The following is a 16,920-nucleotide window of genomic DNA, read 5'->3' on the forward strand; positions in this document are numbered from 1 at the left end:
AGGGAGTGCCGTGGCCGGCCCGGCCCGTCCCCTCACGGGGTGCGGGCCGGGCCGGCCGGGCGGTCACCTGCGGTCGTTGTCCTCGTCGACGATCTCGGCGTCGACGACGTCGTCGTCGCTGCCCGTCGTCGTCGAGCCCGTCGGTGCGTCGGCCCCACCGGGGGCGGCACCGGCGGCGCCGGCGTCGGCCTGCTGGGCGTAGAGCGCGCCACCGACCTCCTGGGAGATCCGCGCGACGTTCTCCTGCGCCGTCTTGATGGCGGCGATGTCCGAGCCACCGAGGGCACCGCGCAGGACGCCGAGCGCCTCACCCAGCTCCGTCTTCTTGTCCTCGGGGATCTTCTCGCCGTTCTCCGCGAGGAACTTCTCGGTCTGGTACTGCAGCGACTCGGCCAGGTTGCGGGTCTCGGCCTCGTCGCGGCGGCGCTTGTCCTCCTCGGCGTGCGCCTCGGCGTCCTTCATCATCCGCTCGATGTCGTCCTTCGGGAGGGCCGACCCGCCGGTGATCGTCATCGACTGCTCCTTGCCCGTGCCGAGGTCCTTGGCGTGGACGTGGACGATGCCGTTGGCGTCGATGTCGAAGGCCACCTCGATCTGCGGGACGCCGCGGGGCGCCGGCGGCAGACCGGTCAGCTCGAACATGCCGAGCTTCTTGTTGTAGGCGGCCATCTCGCGCTCGCCCTGGAAGACCTGGATCTGCACGGACGGCTGGTTGTCGTCGGCCGTCGTGAAGATCTCCGAGCGCTTCGTCGGGATCGTGGTGTTGCGCTCGATCAGCTTGGTCATGATCCCGCCCTTGGTCTCGATGCCCAGGGAGAGCGGGGTGACGTCGAGCAGCAGGACGTCCTTGACCTCGCCGCGGAGCACACCGGCCTGCAGCGCGGCACCCACGGCGACGACCTCGTCGGGGTTGACGCCCTTGTTGGGCTCCTTGCCCCCGGTGAGCTCGCGGACCAGGTCGGACACGGCGGGCATCCGGGTGGAGCCACCGACGAGGACGACGTGGTCGATCTGCCCGACGGTGATGCCGGCGTCCCGGACGGCCTGGTTGAACGGGGCCTTGGCCCGGTCCAGCAGGTCCTGGGTCAGCCGCTGGAACTCCGCGCGGGTGAGCGTGACGTCCAGGTGCAGCGGGCCGTCGGCACCGGCGGTGATGTACGGCAGGTTGATGTTGGTCGACTGCGCGCCGGACAGCTCGATCTTGGCCTTCTCGGCGGCCTCGCGCAGCCGCTGCAGGGCCAGCTTGTCCTTCGACAGGTCGATGCCGTTGGCGGCGTTGAAGGTCTTGACCAGGTGGTCCATGACCTTCTGGTCCCAGTCGTCGCCACCGAGACGGTTGTCACCGGCGGTCGCCTTGACCTCGATGACGCCGTCGCCGATCTCCAGCAGGCTGACGTCGAACGTGCCGCCACCGAGGTCGAACACCAGGATGGTCTGCTCGGTCTCGCCCTTGTCCAGGCCGTAGGCCAGCGCCGCGGCGGTGGGCTCGTTGACGATGCGCAGGACGTTCAGGCCGGCGATCTCACCGGCCTCCTTGGTGGCCTGGCGCTGCGCGTCCTCGAAGTACGCCGGCACCGTGATGACGGCGTCGGTGACGGGCTCGCCCAGGTAGGTCTCGGCGTCGCGCTTGAGCTTCTGCAGGATGCGGGCGCTGATCTCCTGCGGGGTGTACTGCTTGCCGTCGATGGCGTCGGTCTTCCACGTCGTGCCGATCTCGCGCTTGACGCTGCGGATCGTGCGGTCGACGTTGGTGACGGCCTGGTTCTTCGCCGACTGGCCGGTGAGCACCTCACCGTTCTTGGCGAAGGCCACGACCGAGGGCGTGGTGCGGGAGCCCTCGGAGTTGGCGATGACCGTCGGCTCACCGCCCTCCAGGACGGCGACGACGGAGTTGGTGGTGCCGAGGTCGATGCCGACTGCTCGTGCCATGGGTGATGGCCTCTCTTCCGTGTGCGTGGTGGTGCTGGCCGGGGAGCTGGGCGGCCGGGGGCACTCCCCTGGGGTCCCGGGGCACTGCGACCCTGTCCCCAGGGCGCCTTGCGCCGACCGCGCTCAACTTTCCTGCCCACCGTAACGGCATGCCCTGAAACCGTGTTCCCCGGGTCCGTGCCGTGGGCTGAGATCGCGGTCACATCTCTGGTTTCTTGCTCGCGCGGCCTGCCCAGCCGCCGGCCCCCAGGTCACCCGCTGTCAGCCCCCACCGGACCCACCGCCGCCGGCCGCGAGACCCCCGGGCGACGCTCACGAGGACCCCGGGCGACGTACCGGAACCGGGCGGTGCGGCGCGCCTCACAGGAAGTGCCCGGCACGAGGTGGTTACCGGTGAGTAACCTGCTGGTCCGGTAGCTAGGGTGCGCGGGAGGTGTGTGCGCGAACCCCCAGCGCGCTGCCAGTCGAGAGGAACACCGTGGGTCCCCTGCAGATCGTCCTGGGCACGTTGTGCGTGCTGCTGCTCGTCGTCGCGACCGCCATGGCCACCCTGGCGGTGCGCAAGATGCTGGCCGTCATCAAGACCGGCCAACCCGACAGCAGCCGCTCCGGCCCGGTCGGCACCCGGCTGAAGACCCTCGCGGTCGAGTCGCTCGGGCACACCCGGATGCTCAAGTGGTCGGCCATCGGTGCGGCGCACTGGTTCGTGATGGTCGGCTTCTACGGGCTGTTCCTCACCCTGGTCGAGGCGTTCGGCGAGGTCTTCCACCCCGAGTTCCACCTGCCGCTGATCGGCAACTGGGGCGTCTGGAACCTGTTCGTCGACCTCATCGGCCTGGGCACGGTGCTCGGGATCGTCTACCTGATCATCCGGCGCCAGCAGGACCACCCGCGCCGCACCGGGCGCAACGGGCGGTTCACCGGCTCCAACCAGGGTCGCGGCTACTTCGTCGAGGCCGTCGTCCTGGTGATCGGGCTCTGCATCCTGTCGATCCGCGCGGCCAAGATCGCCAGCGGCATCGACGACGCGCCGAGCTGGTCGCACCCGGTGTCCACGGCCCTGTCGAACCTGTTCCCGGACAACGCCGACCTGGTCAGCGTCATCGCCTTCGTCAAGATCGTGGTCAGCCTGGCCTGGCTGATCGTCATCTCGCGCACGCTCACCATGGGCGTGGCCTGGCACCGGTTCAGCGCCTTCTTCAACATCTACTTCAAGCGCGAGGCCGCCGGCGCCCCGGCGCTCGGCCCGCTGCAGCCGATGACCTCCGGTGGCAAGCCGATCGACTTCGAGGACCCCGACGAGGACGCCGTCTTCGGCCGCGGCAAGATCGAGGACTTCACCTGGAAGGGCATGCTCGACTTCACGACCTGCACGGAGTGCGGTCGGTGCCAGAGCCAGTGCCCGGCGTGGAACACCGGCAAGCCGCTGTCGCCCAAGATGGTCGTGATGGACCTGCGGGACCACCTCTACGCCAAGGCCCCGTACCTGGTCGGCGCCCGCACCGTGGGCGACGGCAAGGGCGAGGACGCCGGCGGTGAGTCCACGATGCAGCCGGAGCAGCCGTCGGCCGAGCAGACCTGGTACTCCGGGTTCTCCCGCATCCAGGGCACCAACGACGCGCAGGCCGAGCGGCCGCTGGTCGGCACGCTGGAGGAGGGCGGGGTCATCGACCCCGACGTGCTGTGGAGCTGCACCAGCTGCGGCGCCTGCGTCGAGCAGTGCCCGGTGGACATCGAGCACGTCGACCACATCATGGACATGCGCCGCTTCCAGGTGCTGATCGAGTCCAACTTCCCCTCTGAGGCCGGCGTGATGCTGCGCAACCTGGAGAACCGGGGCAACCCGTGGGGTGTGGGCGGCAGCGCCCGCGAGGACTGGATGAAGGACCTGGACTTCCCCGTCCGCAAGGTCGAGGGCGAGATCGACGACGACGTCGAGTACCTGTTCTGGGTCGGCTGCGCCGGCGCCATCGACGACCGCGCCAAGAAGGTCACCAAGGCCGTCGCCGAGCTGCTGCACATGGCCGGCGTCGAGTTCGCCGTCCTCGGCTCGGGCGAGACCTGCTCGGGCGACCCGGCCCGCCGGATGGGCAACGAGTTCGTGTTCCAGCAGCTCGCCATGGAGAACGTCGAGACGCTGAACACCGTCTTCGAGGGCCGCGAGCCCGGCCGCCGCAAGATCGTGGCCACCTGCCCGCACTGCTTCAACTCGCTCAACCGCGAGTACCCGCAGGTCGGCGGCGACTACGACGTCGTGCACCACACGCAGCTGCTGGGTCAGCTGATCGAGGAGGGCCGGCTCACCCCGGTCACCCCGATCGACCGCAAGGTGACCTACCACGACCCCTGCTTCCTGGGCCGGCACAACAAGGTCTACACGCCCCCGCGGGAGATCCTGGACTCCGTCAAGGGCCTGCGCACGCAGGAGATGCACCGCTGCAAGGACCGCGGTTTCTGCTGCGGCGCCGGCGGTGCCCGGATGTGGATGGAGGAGAAGATCGGGTCGCGGATCAACGTGAACCGCACCGAGGAGGCCCTCGAGCTGAACCCGGACGTCATCTCCACCGCCTGCCCGTTCTGCATCACGATGCTCAGCGACGCGGTGACCAGCAAGCAGCAGAAGGGCGAGGCCAGCGAGCACGTCGAGGTCCTGGACGTCAGCCAGATCCTGCTGCGCTCCATGGCAGGAGTCGGCACGCCCGGGACCGGGTCCGGCCCCGGCGTCGGCACCGAGCCCGACGACCCGGCCGGTGCCGGCTCCCCGCTCACCGAGCACTGAGGGGTCGGGGCCCGTGTCCCCCTTCCTGCGCATCCCCCTCGGACTGGCGCTGGCGGCCGCCGGGCTCCTGGTCGCCGTGCTGGTCGACGACGACGCGGGGTGGGAGCTGGCCGTGGTGGCGGCGCTGCTCGTCCCCGGCGTCTACCTGCTGGTCTCGCCGTCGATCCCGCTGCTGCAGCGCCCGCCGGCGGCGGACCGGCAGCGGCCGCCGCTGGTCATCGGCCCCGTGGTGCGCGGGCGCTGGGAGGCGCTGAACAGCCCCACCAGCAAGGTGCCCAGCCACGGCACGCACGCCTTCGCCCAGACCTACGCCGTGGACCTGCTCGCCGAGGGTGACCTCCGGCGCCCGGGCCCGGCCCTGAGCCGGCCCGAGGACTTCGGCTCGTTCGGGACGCCGGTCTGCAGCCCGGTCGCCGGCACCGTCGTGCGCGCCCGCGACGGCCGGCGCGACCACCGCAACCGCCGCGGGCTGCTCGGCTTCGCCCTCTTCTTGCCGGAGTCGATGCTGCGCTCGGTCGCAGGGATGGACCGGGTCCTCGGCAACCACGTCATCGTCCGCGCGACCGACGAGGAGACGGGGGCACTGCCCGCCTGGGGGCGCCGCGGAGCCGGGTCACCGCACGTGCTGGTGGCCCACCTGCAGCGCGGCAGCGTCACCGTCCGACCGGGCGACCAGGTCGGCCTCGGCGACCCGCTGGGCCGCTGCGGCAACTCTGGCAACACCACCCAGCCGCACGTGCACGTCCAGGCGATGGACGGCCCGGACCCGCGGCGGGCGACCGGCGTGGCCTTCCACGTCGACGGCGCCTCGGGCGTGGCCGAGCTGCCGGCCAACGGGGTCACCGGCGACTTCTGACACCACCGCACCGGTCGCTCCGCGGGACCCACCGGCACACCGCGCCGGGCACTCCAGAGGCCCGACGGCGCCGGGCTCACCGGCGCCCGGCGCCGGGTGCGTCAGCCCGCCGGAGCTGCCCGGGCGCACACCCGCCGACCCCGCGCGCTCCGTCGGTGTCCGGGACCGGACACCGACGGACGGCCGTGTCCGGATCCGGACGTCGACCGCCGTCCGCGTTGTCCGTGGGGTGTGTCCCCGTCCACAGTCGAGGTGACCGCAACGGTCGCGACGGACCCCGACTCGGAGACGGAGAAGGACACATGTTGCTGGACAAGGTGAACGCGGAGCCGGCCCTGAGCGCCGCACTCTCCCCCGCAACGGCCACCGGCACCCTCGTGCCGGTCATGGCCACCCCGGCGGCGTTCGCCGCCATCGGTGCCGCGGGCGCGGCGAAGGCGGCCGGTGCCGTCGTCGGCGCGGGCGCGGTGACCGGTGCGGCCTACGTCGCCTACAAGGTCGCCACCGGCTGACCCCGGTCACGCCACCGCCGGGCCGGCGACCCGCCGGGCACCGGCACCCCCCTCCCGCACGGTCAGACACAGGAGCCCACAGATGTTGCTGAACAAGGTCAACGCAGAGCCGTCCCTCCGCCGGTCCCTCTCCCCCGGCATCCCGGTCCTCACCGCCTCGCCGGTGATGGCCACGCCGGCCGCCTTCGCCGCCGGCGTCGTGGCCGGCGCCAAGGCCAGCGCCATCCTCACCGGCGCGGCCGGTGTGGGTGTGGCGGTCAAGACCGCGCAGAAGTGACCCCCGGTGGTGGGTCCCCGACACCACGGGGACCCACCACCCCCGCACCCGCAGCCCCTCCCTCGCGGCCGACGGCGGCCGCCGGCACCGAAGAGCAGGAGAGACGACGTGACGACCGTGTTGCAGCCGGCCCTCACCGCTGCCCGCACCGCATTCGACCAACCCCTGAGCACCGCCGAGCGACTGTCGGCCGTGACCCACCTGCTCTCCAGCGTGGAGTACATGGTCCGCCCGGAGGACCGCCGGCCCGGTGGGCTGAACGGGTGGGAGCACACCCGAGAGCAGGTGCGGTCCAAGACCCGCCTCGGCCAGGCCGTCCGCGACCTCGTGGCGCGGGAACCGGTCACCCAGGCGCTGCACGCCTCGCGGGTCGTCGCCGCCGGGGTGCTCGTCGCGCCGCGCCGGAGCAACCGGTCCCGGCTGCTGGCCAACGCCTGGCTGGTCGGAACGCAGCTGGTGCTCTACCCGCGGCACCTGTTCGGCACCGACGGCTCGGACCAGGTCTCGTTCCTCGTGCAGTCCGCGGCCACGCTGGGCCGGGCCGGGGGCAGCGACGCGACACGCTGGGCCGCGGTGCAGTTCATCGGCGCCCAGACCGTGCTCTCCTACGGCGCGTCCGGCTGGGCCAAGCTGCCCGGTGACGCGTGGCGGTCCGGGGAGGCCCTGCGCGGCATCATGCGTACCCAGACCTACGGCGACCGGTGGCTGTTCGAGCAGCTGGACCGGCACCCTGCCGCGGCCCGCCTGCTGTGCCACAGCGTGCTGGCGATGGAGTGCGGCTTCCCGCTGCTGCTGCTCGGGCGGGGGCGGTTCATCGAGGCCGGCCTGGCCACCATGGGCCTGTTCCACCTGGCCAACGCGCGGTTCATGGGGCTGTCCCGCTTCGCCTGGGCGTTCCTCGCCACCTACCCGGCGGCCCGGGCCCTCGCCCGGCGGACGGGGGCGTCGGCATGACCGCGGCCACGTTCCCCGCGCTCACCGCCCTGGGCCTGGCCGGCAGCCTCGGCGCCGGCCTCGTGCACCACGCCTACGCCTCGGTGCGGCACCTCGCCGACCACCCGGGGTTCGAGCGGCACGAGCGCCGCTGCGGCAGCGGCAACCTCGTCTCCTACCACGTGCGCCGCGGCCGGCCCGGCGGCGGGACCGTGGTCTGCGAGGCCGGTCTGATGAACACCTCGTCGGCCTGGTTGCTCGTCGCCGACCACGTCGACGCCGGCACGACCGTGGTGCTGGTCGACCGCGCCGGCTACCGGCGGTCGCTGCGCCGGTGCCCCGAGCGGTACTGCTTCCAGGAGTCCGTGGGCGACCTCGCCGAGGTGGTAGCCGAGGCCTCGGACCCGGCGGGGACGACGGTCCTCGCCGGCCACTCGATGGGCGGCTACCTGGCCCACCGGACGGCGGCCGGCATGCCCGGCCGGGTGCACGGCGTCGTCCTGGTCGACCCCACGCACCCGCGCGAGCTGCACCACTCGATGGCCCAGCGCTCGGGCTCGCGCGGCATGGACCTGACCCTCCGGCTCGGCCCGGGCTCGGCGGTGCTGGGCTGCGGCCTGCTGCTGGACAAGCGCAACCTGTTCGCCTACGCCGCGGACAACCCGCACCGGCGGGCGCTGCGCCTGGAGGTGTCCGCGTCGTCGACCTGGCGCGCGGCGCGGCGGGAGTGGGCCTACGCCTACGCGTTCATGGTCGACGGCGGGCGCGAACTCCAGCAGCTCGACGTCCCGGTGGTGGTGGCCGCCGCCGAGTCGACGCTGCAGGGCACCCCCGAGCACCGCGACCTCTACGACGAGTACGTCGCCAGCGGCTCCGGGGGTCACGTGCGCACGGTGCCGGGCAGCGACCACCTGTCGATCCTCGGCGCGGCAGCCCCGGCCGCGGCCACCGCGGCCGAGATCACCGCCCTGCTGGACCGGGCGAGCCGTGCCCGCCGTCCCCTCACCCCCGTCGGAGGTCGATCGTGACGCTCACCCGCAGCACCGTGCTGCAGCACGCAGTGCCCGCCGTCTTCGCCGGCTGGTTCGTGGCCAGCGTGCTGGGCCAGCACCCCGACCGCAGCTACGACCGGGTCCGCCGCCTGGACCGGACGGGCACCGGCGTGCTCATCCCCAACTGGCGGTTCTTCGCGCCGAACCCGGCCGTGGAGGACCAGCACTTCCTCTACCGGCTGGCCTCGGCCGACCTCACCGAGCACACCGAGTGGCGCGAGGTCTTCACCAGCGCCCCCCGCCAGCTGACGCACGCCTTCTGGTTCCCCGGACGGCGCACGGAGAAGGCCGTCTTCGACGTCGCCGCCGCCCTGGTGAACGGCCCGGAGAAGACGGCGAAGGGCGCCACGGCCGCCGCCGCCGCCCGGGACCTGATCTGCGACTTCGTGCGGTACCGGCTCACCCCCGAGCCGGGCTACCCGCTGTTCCAGGTGCTGCTGGTCCGCTACGCCGGCTACGACCACAGCGAGGACCCCAAGTACGACATGGTCTTCGACTACCGGCCGGTCGCCGGCGACGGCGCCACCGCGGCCCGGCTGCGGGGTGCGGCATGACCGCCGACGTGCAGTACGGGCCCGAGGTGGCCTCGGTCTACGACTGGTTCATCTCCCGGAACATACCGGTCGGCCCCACCCTGGAACGGCTGCGCCCGGCCGTCACCGGTGCGCGGGTGCTGGAGCTCGGGGTCGGCACCGGCCGGGTGGCCCTGCCGGTGGCAGCACTGGCCGAGCGCGTGGTCGGCCTGGACAACTCACCGGCCATGCTGGCCCGGCTGCGGGCCAAGGAGCTGCCCGCGAATCTGGACCTGGTGGAGGCCGACGTCCGCCACCGGCTCCCGCTCACCGGCCGCTTCCAGGCGGCGTACGCCACGCTGGGGTCACTGGCCTGCGTCCGGTCCCGCGCCGAGCTCGGCGCGGCACTGGCCCACGTCCGGCAGGTGCTCGAGCCGGGTGCGGCCTTCTGCTTCGACCTCTACTCGGTGCCGCTGTACCGGCAGCTGGCCGACCTGGGCCCGGTCACCATCCCCACCGAGGACCCTGCGGGCACCGCCACCTGCACCGTGGACGTCGACGGCGACCGGCTCACCACCGGGACCACCGTCGACCCGCTCGACGCACCGTCCGTGCACTTCAGCGAGCAGGTCCTGCTGATCGCACCCGACGAGGTGCGTGCCCTGCTCGCCGAGGCCGGCTTCACCGACGTGCACGTCGAGCCGGCCGGCCCGCACGAGCCCTACGACTGGTACCGCTGCCGCGCCGGGAGCGGTGCTGCCCCCACCGACCGCACTGGAGGACTGCCGTGCTGACCCGCCGACGCTCGACCTCGTTCGTGGTCGCGTTCTTCTTCGCCCTGCCCGTGCTGGCCGTCGTCCTCCGGGACGAGTCCAGCGGTGCCGTGCCGGTGACGGCCGTGCTGGGTGCGCTCGGCGTCGCCGTGGTGCTCGCCGCGGGGCTGGGCGGACAGGAGCGGTCATGAGGATCCGGGCCGTCGCCGCCCGGCAGAAGGGCCTGCTCGCCGCCGGGGTGCTGGTCGGCCTGGCCGGGACGGCGGCGATGCTGCTGCAGCCGGTGCTGCTCGGCCGGCTCATCGCGAACGTGAGCGCCGGGGAGTCAGCGACCGGCCCGGTGGTCGGCATCGCCCTGCTGTTCGTGGCCGACGCCGTGCTGGCCACCCTGAACGTGTACCTGATCGGCCTGGCCGGCGAGAACATGGTGCTGGACATGCGCACCACGCTGACCGGCCGGTTGCTGCGCTCCCGGCTGGAGGCGTTCCGGCGCCTGGAGCACGGCGACGTGATGAACAGGACCCTGGCCGACACCTCGCTGGCCCGCCTCGCGCTGTCCTCGTCGGTGGCCCAGATGGTCACCTCCGCGTTCACCGTGGTCGGCTGCGTGGTGGCCATGGCCTGGATCGACTGGCGGCTGCTGCTGGCGGCGCTGGCTTGCCTGGGCCTCGCGGCCGGGGCCGGGCTGCTGCTGGCCGGGGCGGTGCGCCGGGCCGCCACCTGCAACCGCGAGGACACCAGCGCCTACGGGTCCGGCCTGCTGCGGGTGCTCGGGGCGCTCACCACCGTGAAGGCCTCGCGCGCCGAGGACCGGGAGGGCGAGCACCTCGCTGAGCTGGCCGGCAACGCCCGGCGCAGCGGCATCCGGGTGACCCGGCTGTCGGCGATGTTCCTGCCGGCGATCAACGTCGGCACCCAGCTGTCCCTCGCCGTGGTCATCACCTGGGGCATCGCCCGGACGGCGACCGGCACGCTGCAGCTGGCCGACCTCACCGCGTTCGTGATGTACCTGTTCTACCTGGTGTCCCCGCTGGTGCTCTTCTTCATGGGGCTGGGCGAGGTGCAGCAGGGCCGGGCGGCCATCGCGCGGGTGGTCGAGCTCGCCGACCTCGAGCAGGAGGAGGACGACGGCCGTACCGCGATCGCCGGCCACCCCCGGGCCGGCGCGCCGGCCGTCGAGTTCCGCGACGTCGGGTTCCGGTACGAGGGCGCCGCGACCCCGGCCGTCGACGGGGTGTCCTTCACCCTGCCGGCCACCGGGGTGACCGCCGTCGTCGGGCCCTCCGGGGCGGGCAAGTCCACGGTGTTCCAGCTGGTCGAGCGGTTCATGGCCCCCGACCAGGGCAGCGTCCGGCTGCTCGGCCAGGACGCCGGGGACGTGTCGCTCGCGCAGTGGCGGTCGCGGATCGCCCTCGTCGAGCAGGACTGCCCGCTGATGCGCGGCACGCTCCGGGAGAACCTGGTCTACGCCTGCCCGGACGCCGACGACGAGCAGGTCCGGGACGCCGTCCGCGCCGCCCACCTGGAGGACGTCGTCGCGGCGCTGCCCGACGGGCTGGACACCCGCCTCGGCGAGGCCGGCGTCGGCCTGTCCGGTGGCCAGCGGCAGCGGCTGGCCGTGGCCCGTGCGCTGCTGACCCGGCCCAGCGTGCTGCTGCTGGACGAAGCCACCTCCCAGCTGGACTCCGACAGCGAACGGGCGCTGCGGGAGACCGTCACGTCACTCGGCGACCGCTGCCAGGTGATCACCGTCGCGCACCGCATGTCCACCGCCATGAGCGCCGACCACATCCTGGTCATGGAGGGCGGCCGGCTGCGGGCACAGGGCCCGCACGCCCGGCTGATGGACGACGACGAACTGTACCGGCGGCTGGCCGACCAGCAGCTGAGCCCGGTCGCACTCGCCGGCTGACCAGCCCACCGACCGGCCCGCTCCACCGATCCGGCCGCTCCGTCGAGCGGCGACCGCAGGACACCACCGAGGAGGAAGCACGTGCCCACCATCGACACCGCCGACCTGGACGACGCCATCAGCAGCGCCTTCCAGGAGCTGCGCACGGCCATGCGCTCGTTCAACCGGGACAGCATCCAGCTCTACAGCGCGGCCCTGGAGGCACTGGTCAAGCTGCGTCAGGTCACCCCGTGACCACGGCGCGGGACCAGATGACGACGCCCGCGGTGGACGTCCCGGTGCCCAGCGCGGGCACCGGGCCCGGCCGGCCGGCCGTCGGGGCGCTGCTGCTCGTGGCCGCGGTGGTGGCGGCCCTGCTGCTGCCCGACGCCGCCTGGCGGACGGCCGCGGTCCTGGCGCTGGGCGCCCCGGGGTCGTACCTGCTGGGTGCCGGGCTGACCGACAGGCTGTCCGGACGCCGGCCGCCCGCCGCGGGCCTGACCTCCACCGGCCTGGCCCCGGTCGCGGCCGGCCGGTGGACCGCGCTGAACAGCCCGACCAGCGCGGTGCCCAGCCACGGACTGCACACCTACGCGCAGACCTACGCCGTGGACCTCGCCCGCAGCGAGGACCTCGACCACCCCGGGGGCGGGCCGTTCGCCCGGCCCGAGCGCTTCGTCACCTTCGGCGCACCGCTGCTGAGCCCGGTGGACGGCGAGGTGGTCACAGTGGTCGACGGGATGCGCGACCACCGGGCCCGCTGCGGGCTGACCGGGGCGGCGTACCTGCTGGTGGAGGCGGCCCTGCGCAGCCTCGGCGGGATCCGCCGCGTGGTCGGCAACCACGTGGTGGTGCGCGGTGCGGACGGGGTGCACGTCCTGCTGGCCCACGTGCAGCGAGGGTCGGCCACCGTCGCACCCGGGCAGCGCGTACCGGCCGGTGCCGTGCTCGGCCGGTGCGGGAACTCCGGCAACTCCAGCCAGCCGCACCTGCACCTGCAGGCCATGTCCGGGCCCGACCCGCGATCCGCCCACGGCCTGCCGTTCCACTTTCTGCTCGACGGCCGCGCCGTCCCGCTGCCCCCGGACCGGGCCGAGCTGGACTTCTAGTCCACCGGGCGGTGCACACTGGCCCGCGTGGCCGCCCTGCACGAGCTGACGCCCTCGACGGTCCAGCTGTTCGAACGGCTGCTCAGCGCCGGGGAGCTCGAGGCCGGGGCGCTGCAGCGCTCGCTGGCCACCGCGCCCGGGGGCCCGGCGGCGCTCACCTCGCTGGTGCAGCTCGGGCTGGCCCGGCTCACCACCGGCCCGGACGGTGCGGCACTCGTCGGGCTGGGCAGCACCGCGACGCTGCGCCGGCTGGCCGAGGCACCCGGCACGGCCGCGGCGCAGCGGCTGCTGCGTGCCCGGCTGGCGCTCTCCGGCAGCCTGGAGCAGCAGCGCGGGCCGTCCGGGACGTCGGTGACCGTCGCCGACCGGGCGGAGCTGACCGAGCGGCTGCAGCGGCTGGGCCGCGAGGTCGGCGAGGAACTGGTCTCACTGCACGCCGGGGCCGTCCCCGAGGGGCCGGCGCTGGACGCGCACCTGGCCTCGGACCTGGAGCTGGTGGCCCGCGGCGTCCGGGTGCGCGTCGTGTACTCCGCCGAGGCCGCGTCCAGTCCGCAGCTGCGCACCTACGCCGCCGCGCTGGCCGCGGTGGGCGCGGAGATCCGCGTCGCCGGCGGGGTCCCGCACCGCCTGGTGGTCGCCGACGCCCGGGAGGCGGTGGTGCCGGTGGACAACGCCTCCCTCGCGGCGGGGGCCGTGTTCACCACCGACCCCACGCTGGTGCGCCGCCTGCACCGGCTGGCGGACACCCTGTTCGACAACGCCAGCCCGCTGGACGAGGCTCCGTCGGCGGCGGTGCCCGGGGTGCGACCGCCGACGCCGCTGGAACGCCGGGTGCTGCACCTGATGAGCTCCGGGGTCACCGACGAGGTCGCGGCCAGCAGGCTGGGCGTCACCGACCGCACGTTCCGGCGCTACGTGTCCTCGATCCTGAAGCACCTGGGCGCCACCAGCCGTTTCCAGGCCGGCCTGCGCGCCATCGAGCACGGCTGGCTCTGAGCACGGGGCGTGTCCGGATCCGGACATCCCAGGTCCTCCCGCTGGCAGCACCCGGCAGCCCCACTGAGACTGGGGCCGTCGGGAGCTCCACCTGGGGCGAGGGGCCCGGCCGGCGGCCGGGACGGACGAGGAGGACGGGTTCGATGAGCAGGACGGCGATGCTGCTGGTGAGCGGGCTGGGCGCCGGGGTGCTGGGCCTGACCGGGGAGCTGCGCCCGGAGACCGCGCAGCACTCCTCCAGCGCGGCGGTGGTCACCAGCGCGGCCCCGGCCGCGCCGGGTGTGCCGCCCGCCGCGCCGCGTCTCGCGCCGGCCAGGCAGCTGTGCCTGGTGTGCTGGCTCTGAGGATGCCTGGAACGGTCCGGGCACACCGTCGCCCGGACCGGGCACCACCGGCCGGGGCCGGGGGGACACTGGGCCGGTGAGCTTCATCTTCGGCGGGGTGCGCGGCCGGGAGGACCCCGAGCTGCGGTCCGCCAACCGGCGCTCGCGCATGCACATCGCCCGGGACATCAACGACGAGCGCACCCTGGCCTCCGACGACCGGGAGCCGATCCGCCGGGGCAACCACTGGGTGTGGCTCGCCGTGGCGATCGTGGCGTTCGGTGTGCTGGCGCTGGTGAACGGCCGCGGCACCGGCGACGTCCCGCTCACCGCCGACTGCACCACGCCGGGCATCGCGGCCCAGCCCGACCCGGTGGAGCCGGGTGCGGTCCTGCAGTACCGGCTCACCGGACCGGACGGCGTCCGGTACGTGGTCACCCTGGACGGCGAGCCGGTGCGCGGCGACGCCGGCAGCACGGTGCAGTACCAGAGCACCGACAGCGGCCCCGCGCTGCAGCTGACGCAGTGCGTGAGCCCCTCGCTGGTGCTCGCCGCCCCGGCCGCCGAGGGGCCGCACGAGCTCGTCCTGCTGCGGCTGGCCGACGACGGCAGCGCCACGCCCGTGGCCCGCCGCACGGTCACCGTCAGCTCGCCGGGGTGACGGCGCAGCCGGCGTCTCCCGGCCGGGCGGCACGATCCGGCACAGTGACGGCATGCTGCTCCACCTGCGGGTCACCGTGCCCACCGACCGGTCCGAGGCCGTGCGGGAGCTGTTCGCCGCCGACTGCGGCTGCGCGCACCTGGCGATCGTGCCCGGCGGCTCGATCCAGCCGCCCGGCGACCTGTTCCTCGTCGACGTCGCCCGGGAGTCCGCCGACGGGCTGATCGCCGCGCTGCGCGGGCTCGGGGTGGACGAGGACGGCGGCATCGCCATCGAGGCGGTGGACGCCGCGGTGTCCCGCCCGGCCGAGCGGGCCGAGGAGCAGGCCCCCGGCGACGGTGCGGACGCCGTCGTCTGGGAGCAGGTGGTGCGCACCACCGACGCCGACTCCAGCCTGTCCGGCTCCTACCTGGCGTTCCTCACCATCGCCACGCTGCTCGCCGGGGTGGCGATCGTCAACGACTCGGCGATCCTGGTGATCGGTGCGATGGTGCTGGGCCCGGAGTTCGCGCCGCTGGCCGCGCTGGCCGTGTCCGCGGTGGCCCGGCGGCCCAACACCGCCCGCCGTGCGGCGGTCACGCTGTTCGCCGGGTTCGCGGCGGCGATCGTCGTGACCACCGTGGTCGCACTGCTGGGGCGGTGGCTGGGCTGGTACGGCCCCGAGCTGCTGGACGCCGCCCGGCCGGCCACCGGCTTCATCACCCGGCCCGACCGCTGGTCGTGGGTGGTGGCGGTGCTGGCCGGTGTCGCCGGCGTGCTGTCGCTGACGTCGTCGAAGTCCGGTGCGCTGGTCGGGGTGTTCATCTCCGTCACCACCGTCCCGGCGGCCGCGGACATGGCGCTGTCGCTGGCCCTGGGCGGGGCCGGCGAGTTCTGGGCGGCCACCGCGCAGCTGGCCATCAACCTGGTCGGCATCCTCGTGGCGGCGTACCTGACCCTGTCGGTGCAGCGGCTGGTCTGGCACCGCGTCCCGCGGGCCACCCCGCGGGCGGACCGGGTCGGTGGGCCTCTCGCCACCTGAGGGCGGGCGCCCGACCCACCGCACGACCGGTCGCGCGCGGGAGGGACCATCGACGCCGTGACCGCACCCGCACCCACCACCACCACCGGCACCGCCGGCCGCGGCCTGGTGCTGATCGGCGTGGCGATCGTGCTGACCGGGCTGAACCTGCGCTCGGCGGTCACCAGCGTCGGCCCGGTGCTGGACGAGGTGGAGCAGGGGCTGGGCATCTCCAGCGGTGCGGCCGGGGTGATCACCAGCCTGCCGGTGCTCTGCTTCGCCCTCATCGGGTTCACCGGCCCGGCGCTGGCCGCGCGCTTCCGCGACTCCCACGTGCTGGCCGCCGCCCTGCTGTCCATGACCGCCGGGCTGCTGCTGCGGGCGCTCTCCGACTCGTTCGGCGTCTTCGTGGTGGGCACGGTGGGCGCGATGGTGGGCGGTGCGCTGGGCAACGTACTGCTGCCCGGGCTGGTGAAGCGCCACTTCCCCACCCGGGTCGGGCTGCTGGTCGGCGCGTACAGCACCGCGATGACCGTGGGCGGCGCGTCCGCGGCGATCAGCACGGCGCCGGTGGCCGGCAGCCTGGGCGCCGACGGGTGGCGCTGGGCGCTGGGCATCTGGGCGGTGCCGGCCCTGGTCGCGGCGGTGGGCTGGCTCGCCGTCCGGGCGCGGCCGGGGGCGTCCCGGCAGGGGCACACGGCGGTGCGCATGCGGATGCTGTTCCGCAGCCGGCTGGCCTGGGCCATGGTGGTCTTCTTCGGCGTCCAGGCGATGGAGGCCTACATCGTCATCGGCTGGACGGCGCAGTACCTGCGCGACCAGGGCATGGCCGCCTCGACGGCCGGGCTCCTGCTCGGCGTCAACTCGATCGCCAGCATCCCGCTGAACGCCGTGGTCGCCGCGCTCACCGTGCGCCAGCGCCTGCAGCGGCCGATGCTCGCGGTGTTCCTGTGCTGCTACGTCGCCGGTTTCACCGGCCTGATGGTGGCCCCGCTGACGGCGACCGTGGTGTGGATGCTGCTGCTCGCCGTGGCCATGAGCACCTTCGCGATGATGCTGGCGCTGCTCGCGTTGCGGGCCCGCACCCCGGAGTCGACCGCGGCGCTGTCCACGATGACCCAGAGCTGGGGGTACCTGCTCGCCGCCGGCGGCCCGCTGCTGGTCGGCGTCGCCCGGGGGATCACCGGCGGCTACGAGGGCATGTTCGCGCTGTGCCTGGGCGGCGTCGCCGTCCTGGCGGTGGCGGGGTGGGTGGCCTGCCGCGAGCGCTACGTCGACGACGAGCTGTCGGAGCCGGCCGGCCGGCTGCGGGACTGA

General features: G+C 73.9%; 18 protein-coding genes. 17 read left to right on the forward strand and 1 reads right to left on the reverse strand.

Translation table 11 applies throughout. The annotated features are described in order from the left end of the window. Nucleotides 1-63: 63 nt before the first annotated feature. On the reverse strand, nt 64-1,929 hold the full coding sequence (dnaK, locus tag G1H19_RS03410) for a molecular chaperone DnaK (RefSeq protein WP_152730238.1): 1,866 nt from the start codon (nt 1,927-1,929) through the stop codon (nt 64-66). Nucleotides 1,930-2,407: 478 nt separating this feature from the next. Here dnaK and G1H19_RS03415 point away from each other — a divergent pair, with 478 nt between their 5' ends. The 17 genes from G1H19_RS03415 to G1H19_RS03490 all read left to right on the forward strand — a co-directional run bounded on the left by G1H19_RS03415 (nt 2,408) and on the right by G1H19_RS03490 (nt 16,920). Then, complete coding sequence (locus G1H19_RS03415; protein WP_162393318.1) at nt 2,408-4,708, forward strand: (Fe-S)-binding protein; 2,301 nt, start codon at nt 2,408-2,410, stop codon at nt 4,706-4,708. A 13-nt stretch (nt 4,709-4,721) separates the two neighbouring features. Continuing rightward, nucleotides 4,722-5,564, forward strand: a complete 843-nt coding sequence (locus tag G1H19_RS24360; RefSeq protein ID WP_152730239.1) for a M23 family metallopeptidase — start codon at nt 4,722-4,724, stop codon at nt 5,562-5,564. A 302-nt stretch (nt 5,565-5,866) separates the two neighbouring features. Beyond that, a complete protein-coding gene (locus tag G1H19_RS03425; RefSeq protein ID WP_152730240.1) occupies nt 5,867-6,076 on the forward strand; it encodes a hypothetical protein in 210 nt (69 codons plus the stop codon). Between the two features lie 82 nt (nt 6,077-6,158). Then, complete coding sequence (locus G1H19_RS03430) at nt 6,159-6,353, forward strand: hypothetical protein (RefSeq protein ID WP_152730241.1); 195 nt, start codon at nt 6,159-6,161, stop codon at nt 6,351-6,353. A gap of 108 nt (nt 6,354-6,461) precedes the next feature. After that, entirely contained in the window at nt 6,462-7,307 is an 846-nt protein-coding gene (locus tag G1H19_RS03435) for a hypothetical protein (protein ID WP_152730242.1), read from the forward strand. After that, nucleotides 7,304-8,314, forward strand: a complete 1,011-nt coding sequence (locus tag G1H19_RS03440; protein ID WP_152730243.1) for an alpha/beta hydrolase — start codon at nt 7,304-7,306, stop codon at nt 8,312-8,314. The genes G1H19_RS03435 and G1H19_RS03440 overlap by 4 nt, the downstream gene beginning before the upstream one ends. Beyond that, complete coding sequence (locus G1H19_RS03445) at nt 8,311-8,892, forward strand: hypothetical protein (protein WP_152730244.1); 582 nt, start codon at nt 8,311-8,313, stop codon at nt 8,890-8,892. The genes G1H19_RS03440 and G1H19_RS03445 overlap by 4 nt, the downstream gene beginning before the upstream one ends. After that, on the forward strand, nt 8,889-9,644 hold the full coding sequence (locus G1H19_RS03450) for a class I SAM-dependent methyltransferase (RefSeq protein ID WP_152730245.1): 756 nt from the start codon (nt 8,889-8,891) through the stop codon (nt 9,642-9,644). The genes G1H19_RS03445 and G1H19_RS03450 overlap by 4 nt, the downstream gene beginning before the upstream one ends. Continuing rightward, on the forward strand, nt 9,638-9,814 hold the full coding sequence (locus tag G1H19_RS03455; protein WP_162393317.1) for a hypothetical protein: 177 nt from the start codon (nt 9,638-9,640) through the stop codon (nt 9,812-9,814). The genes G1H19_RS03450 and G1H19_RS03455 overlap by 7 nt, the downstream gene beginning before the upstream one ends. Continuing rightward, entirely contained in the window at nt 9,811-11,535 is a 1,725-nt protein-coding gene (locus tag G1H19_RS03460) for an ABC transporter ATP-binding protein (protein WP_152730246.1), read from the forward strand. The genes G1H19_RS03455 and G1H19_RS03460 overlap by 4 nt, the downstream gene beginning before the upstream one ends. An 81-nt stretch (nt 11,536-11,616) precedes the next feature. Next, complete coding sequence (locus G1H19_RS22475) at nt 11,617-11,769, forward strand: hypothetical protein (RefSeq protein WP_174278087.1); 153 nt, start codon at nt 11,617-11,619, stop codon at nt 11,767-11,769. Beyond that, entirely contained in the window at nt 11,766-12,623 is an 858-nt protein-coding gene (locus G1H19_RS24365) for a M23 family metallopeptidase (protein WP_152730247.1), read from the forward strand. The genes G1H19_RS22475 and G1H19_RS24365 overlap by 4 nt, the downstream gene beginning before the upstream one ends. Nucleotides 12,624-12,650: 27 nt before the next feature. Continuing rightward, on the forward strand, nt 12,651-13,619 hold the full coding sequence (locus tag G1H19_RS03470; protein WP_152730248.1) for a helix-turn-helix transcriptional regulator: 969 nt from the start codon (nt 12,651-12,653) through the stop codon (nt 13,617-13,619). 143 nt (nt 13,620-13,762) lie between these two features. Further along, nucleotides 13,763-13,963, forward strand: a complete 201-nt coding sequence (locus G1H19_RS03475) for a hypothetical protein (protein ID WP_152730249.1) — start codon at nt 13,763-13,765, stop codon at nt 13,961-13,963. 76 nt (nt 13,964-14,039) lie between these two features. After that, a complete protein-coding gene (locus G1H19_RS03480; RefSeq protein ID WP_152730250.1) occupies nt 14,040-14,603 on the forward strand; it encodes a hypothetical protein in 564 nt (187 codons plus the stop codon). Between the two features lie 52 nt (nt 14,604-14,655). After that, nucleotides 14,656-15,624 carry a DUF389 domain-containing protein gene (locus G1H19_RS03485; protein ID WP_202925977.1) on the forward strand — a complete coding sequence of 323 codons (969 nt, stop codon included), beginning with the start codon at nt 14,656-14,658 and terminating at the stop codon, nt 15,622-15,624. Nucleotides 15,625-15,681: 57 nt separating this feature from the next. Next, complete coding sequence (locus G1H19_RS03490; RefSeq protein ID WP_235928234.1) at nt 15,682-16,920, forward strand: CynX/NimT family MFS transporter; 1,239 nt, start codon at nt 15,682-15,684, stop codon at nt 16,918-16,920.

It is taken from the genome of Goekera deserti (genome assembly GCF_010685995.1).
GTDB lineage: Bacteria > Actinomycetota > Actinomycetes > Mycobacteriales > Geodermatophilaceae > Goekera > Goekera deserti.

Excerpts from the sequence above, each read along its gene's own strand:
- G1H19_RS03485 (WP_202925977.1), top strand. The coding sequence starts at position 14,656 with ATGCTGCTCCACCTGCGGGTCACCGTGCCCACCGACCGGTCCGAGGCC.
- dnaK (WP_152730238.1), bottom strand. The coding sequence starts at position 1,929 with ATGGCACGAGCAGTCGGCATCGACCTCGGCACCACCAACTCCGTCGTC.
- G1H19_RS03450 (WP_152730245.1), top strand. The coding sequence starts at position 8,889 with ATGACCGCCGACGTGCAGTACGGGCCCGAGGTGGCCTCGGTCTACGAC.
- G1H19_RS03475 (WP_152730249.1), top strand. The coding sequence starts at position 13,763 with ATGAGCAGGACGGCGATGCTGCTGGTGAGCGGGCTGGGCGCCGGGGTG.
- G1H19_RS03425 (WP_152730240.1), top strand. The coding sequence starts at position 5,867 with ATGTTGCTGGACAAGGTGAACGCGGAGCCGGCCCTGAGCGCCGCACTC.
- G1H19_RS03460 (WP_152730246.1), top strand. The coding sequence starts at position 9,811 with ATGAGGATCCGGGCCGTCGCCGCCCGGCAGAAGGGCCTGCTCGCCGCC.
- G1H19_RS03440 (WP_152730243.1), top strand. The coding sequence starts at position 7,304 with ATGACCGCGGCCACGTTCCCCGCGCTCACCGCCCTGGGCCTGGCCGGC.
- G1H19_RS03430 (WP_152730241.1), top strand. The coding sequence starts at position 6,159 with ATGTTGCTGAACAAGGTCAACGCAGAGCCGTCCCTCCGCCGGTCCCTC.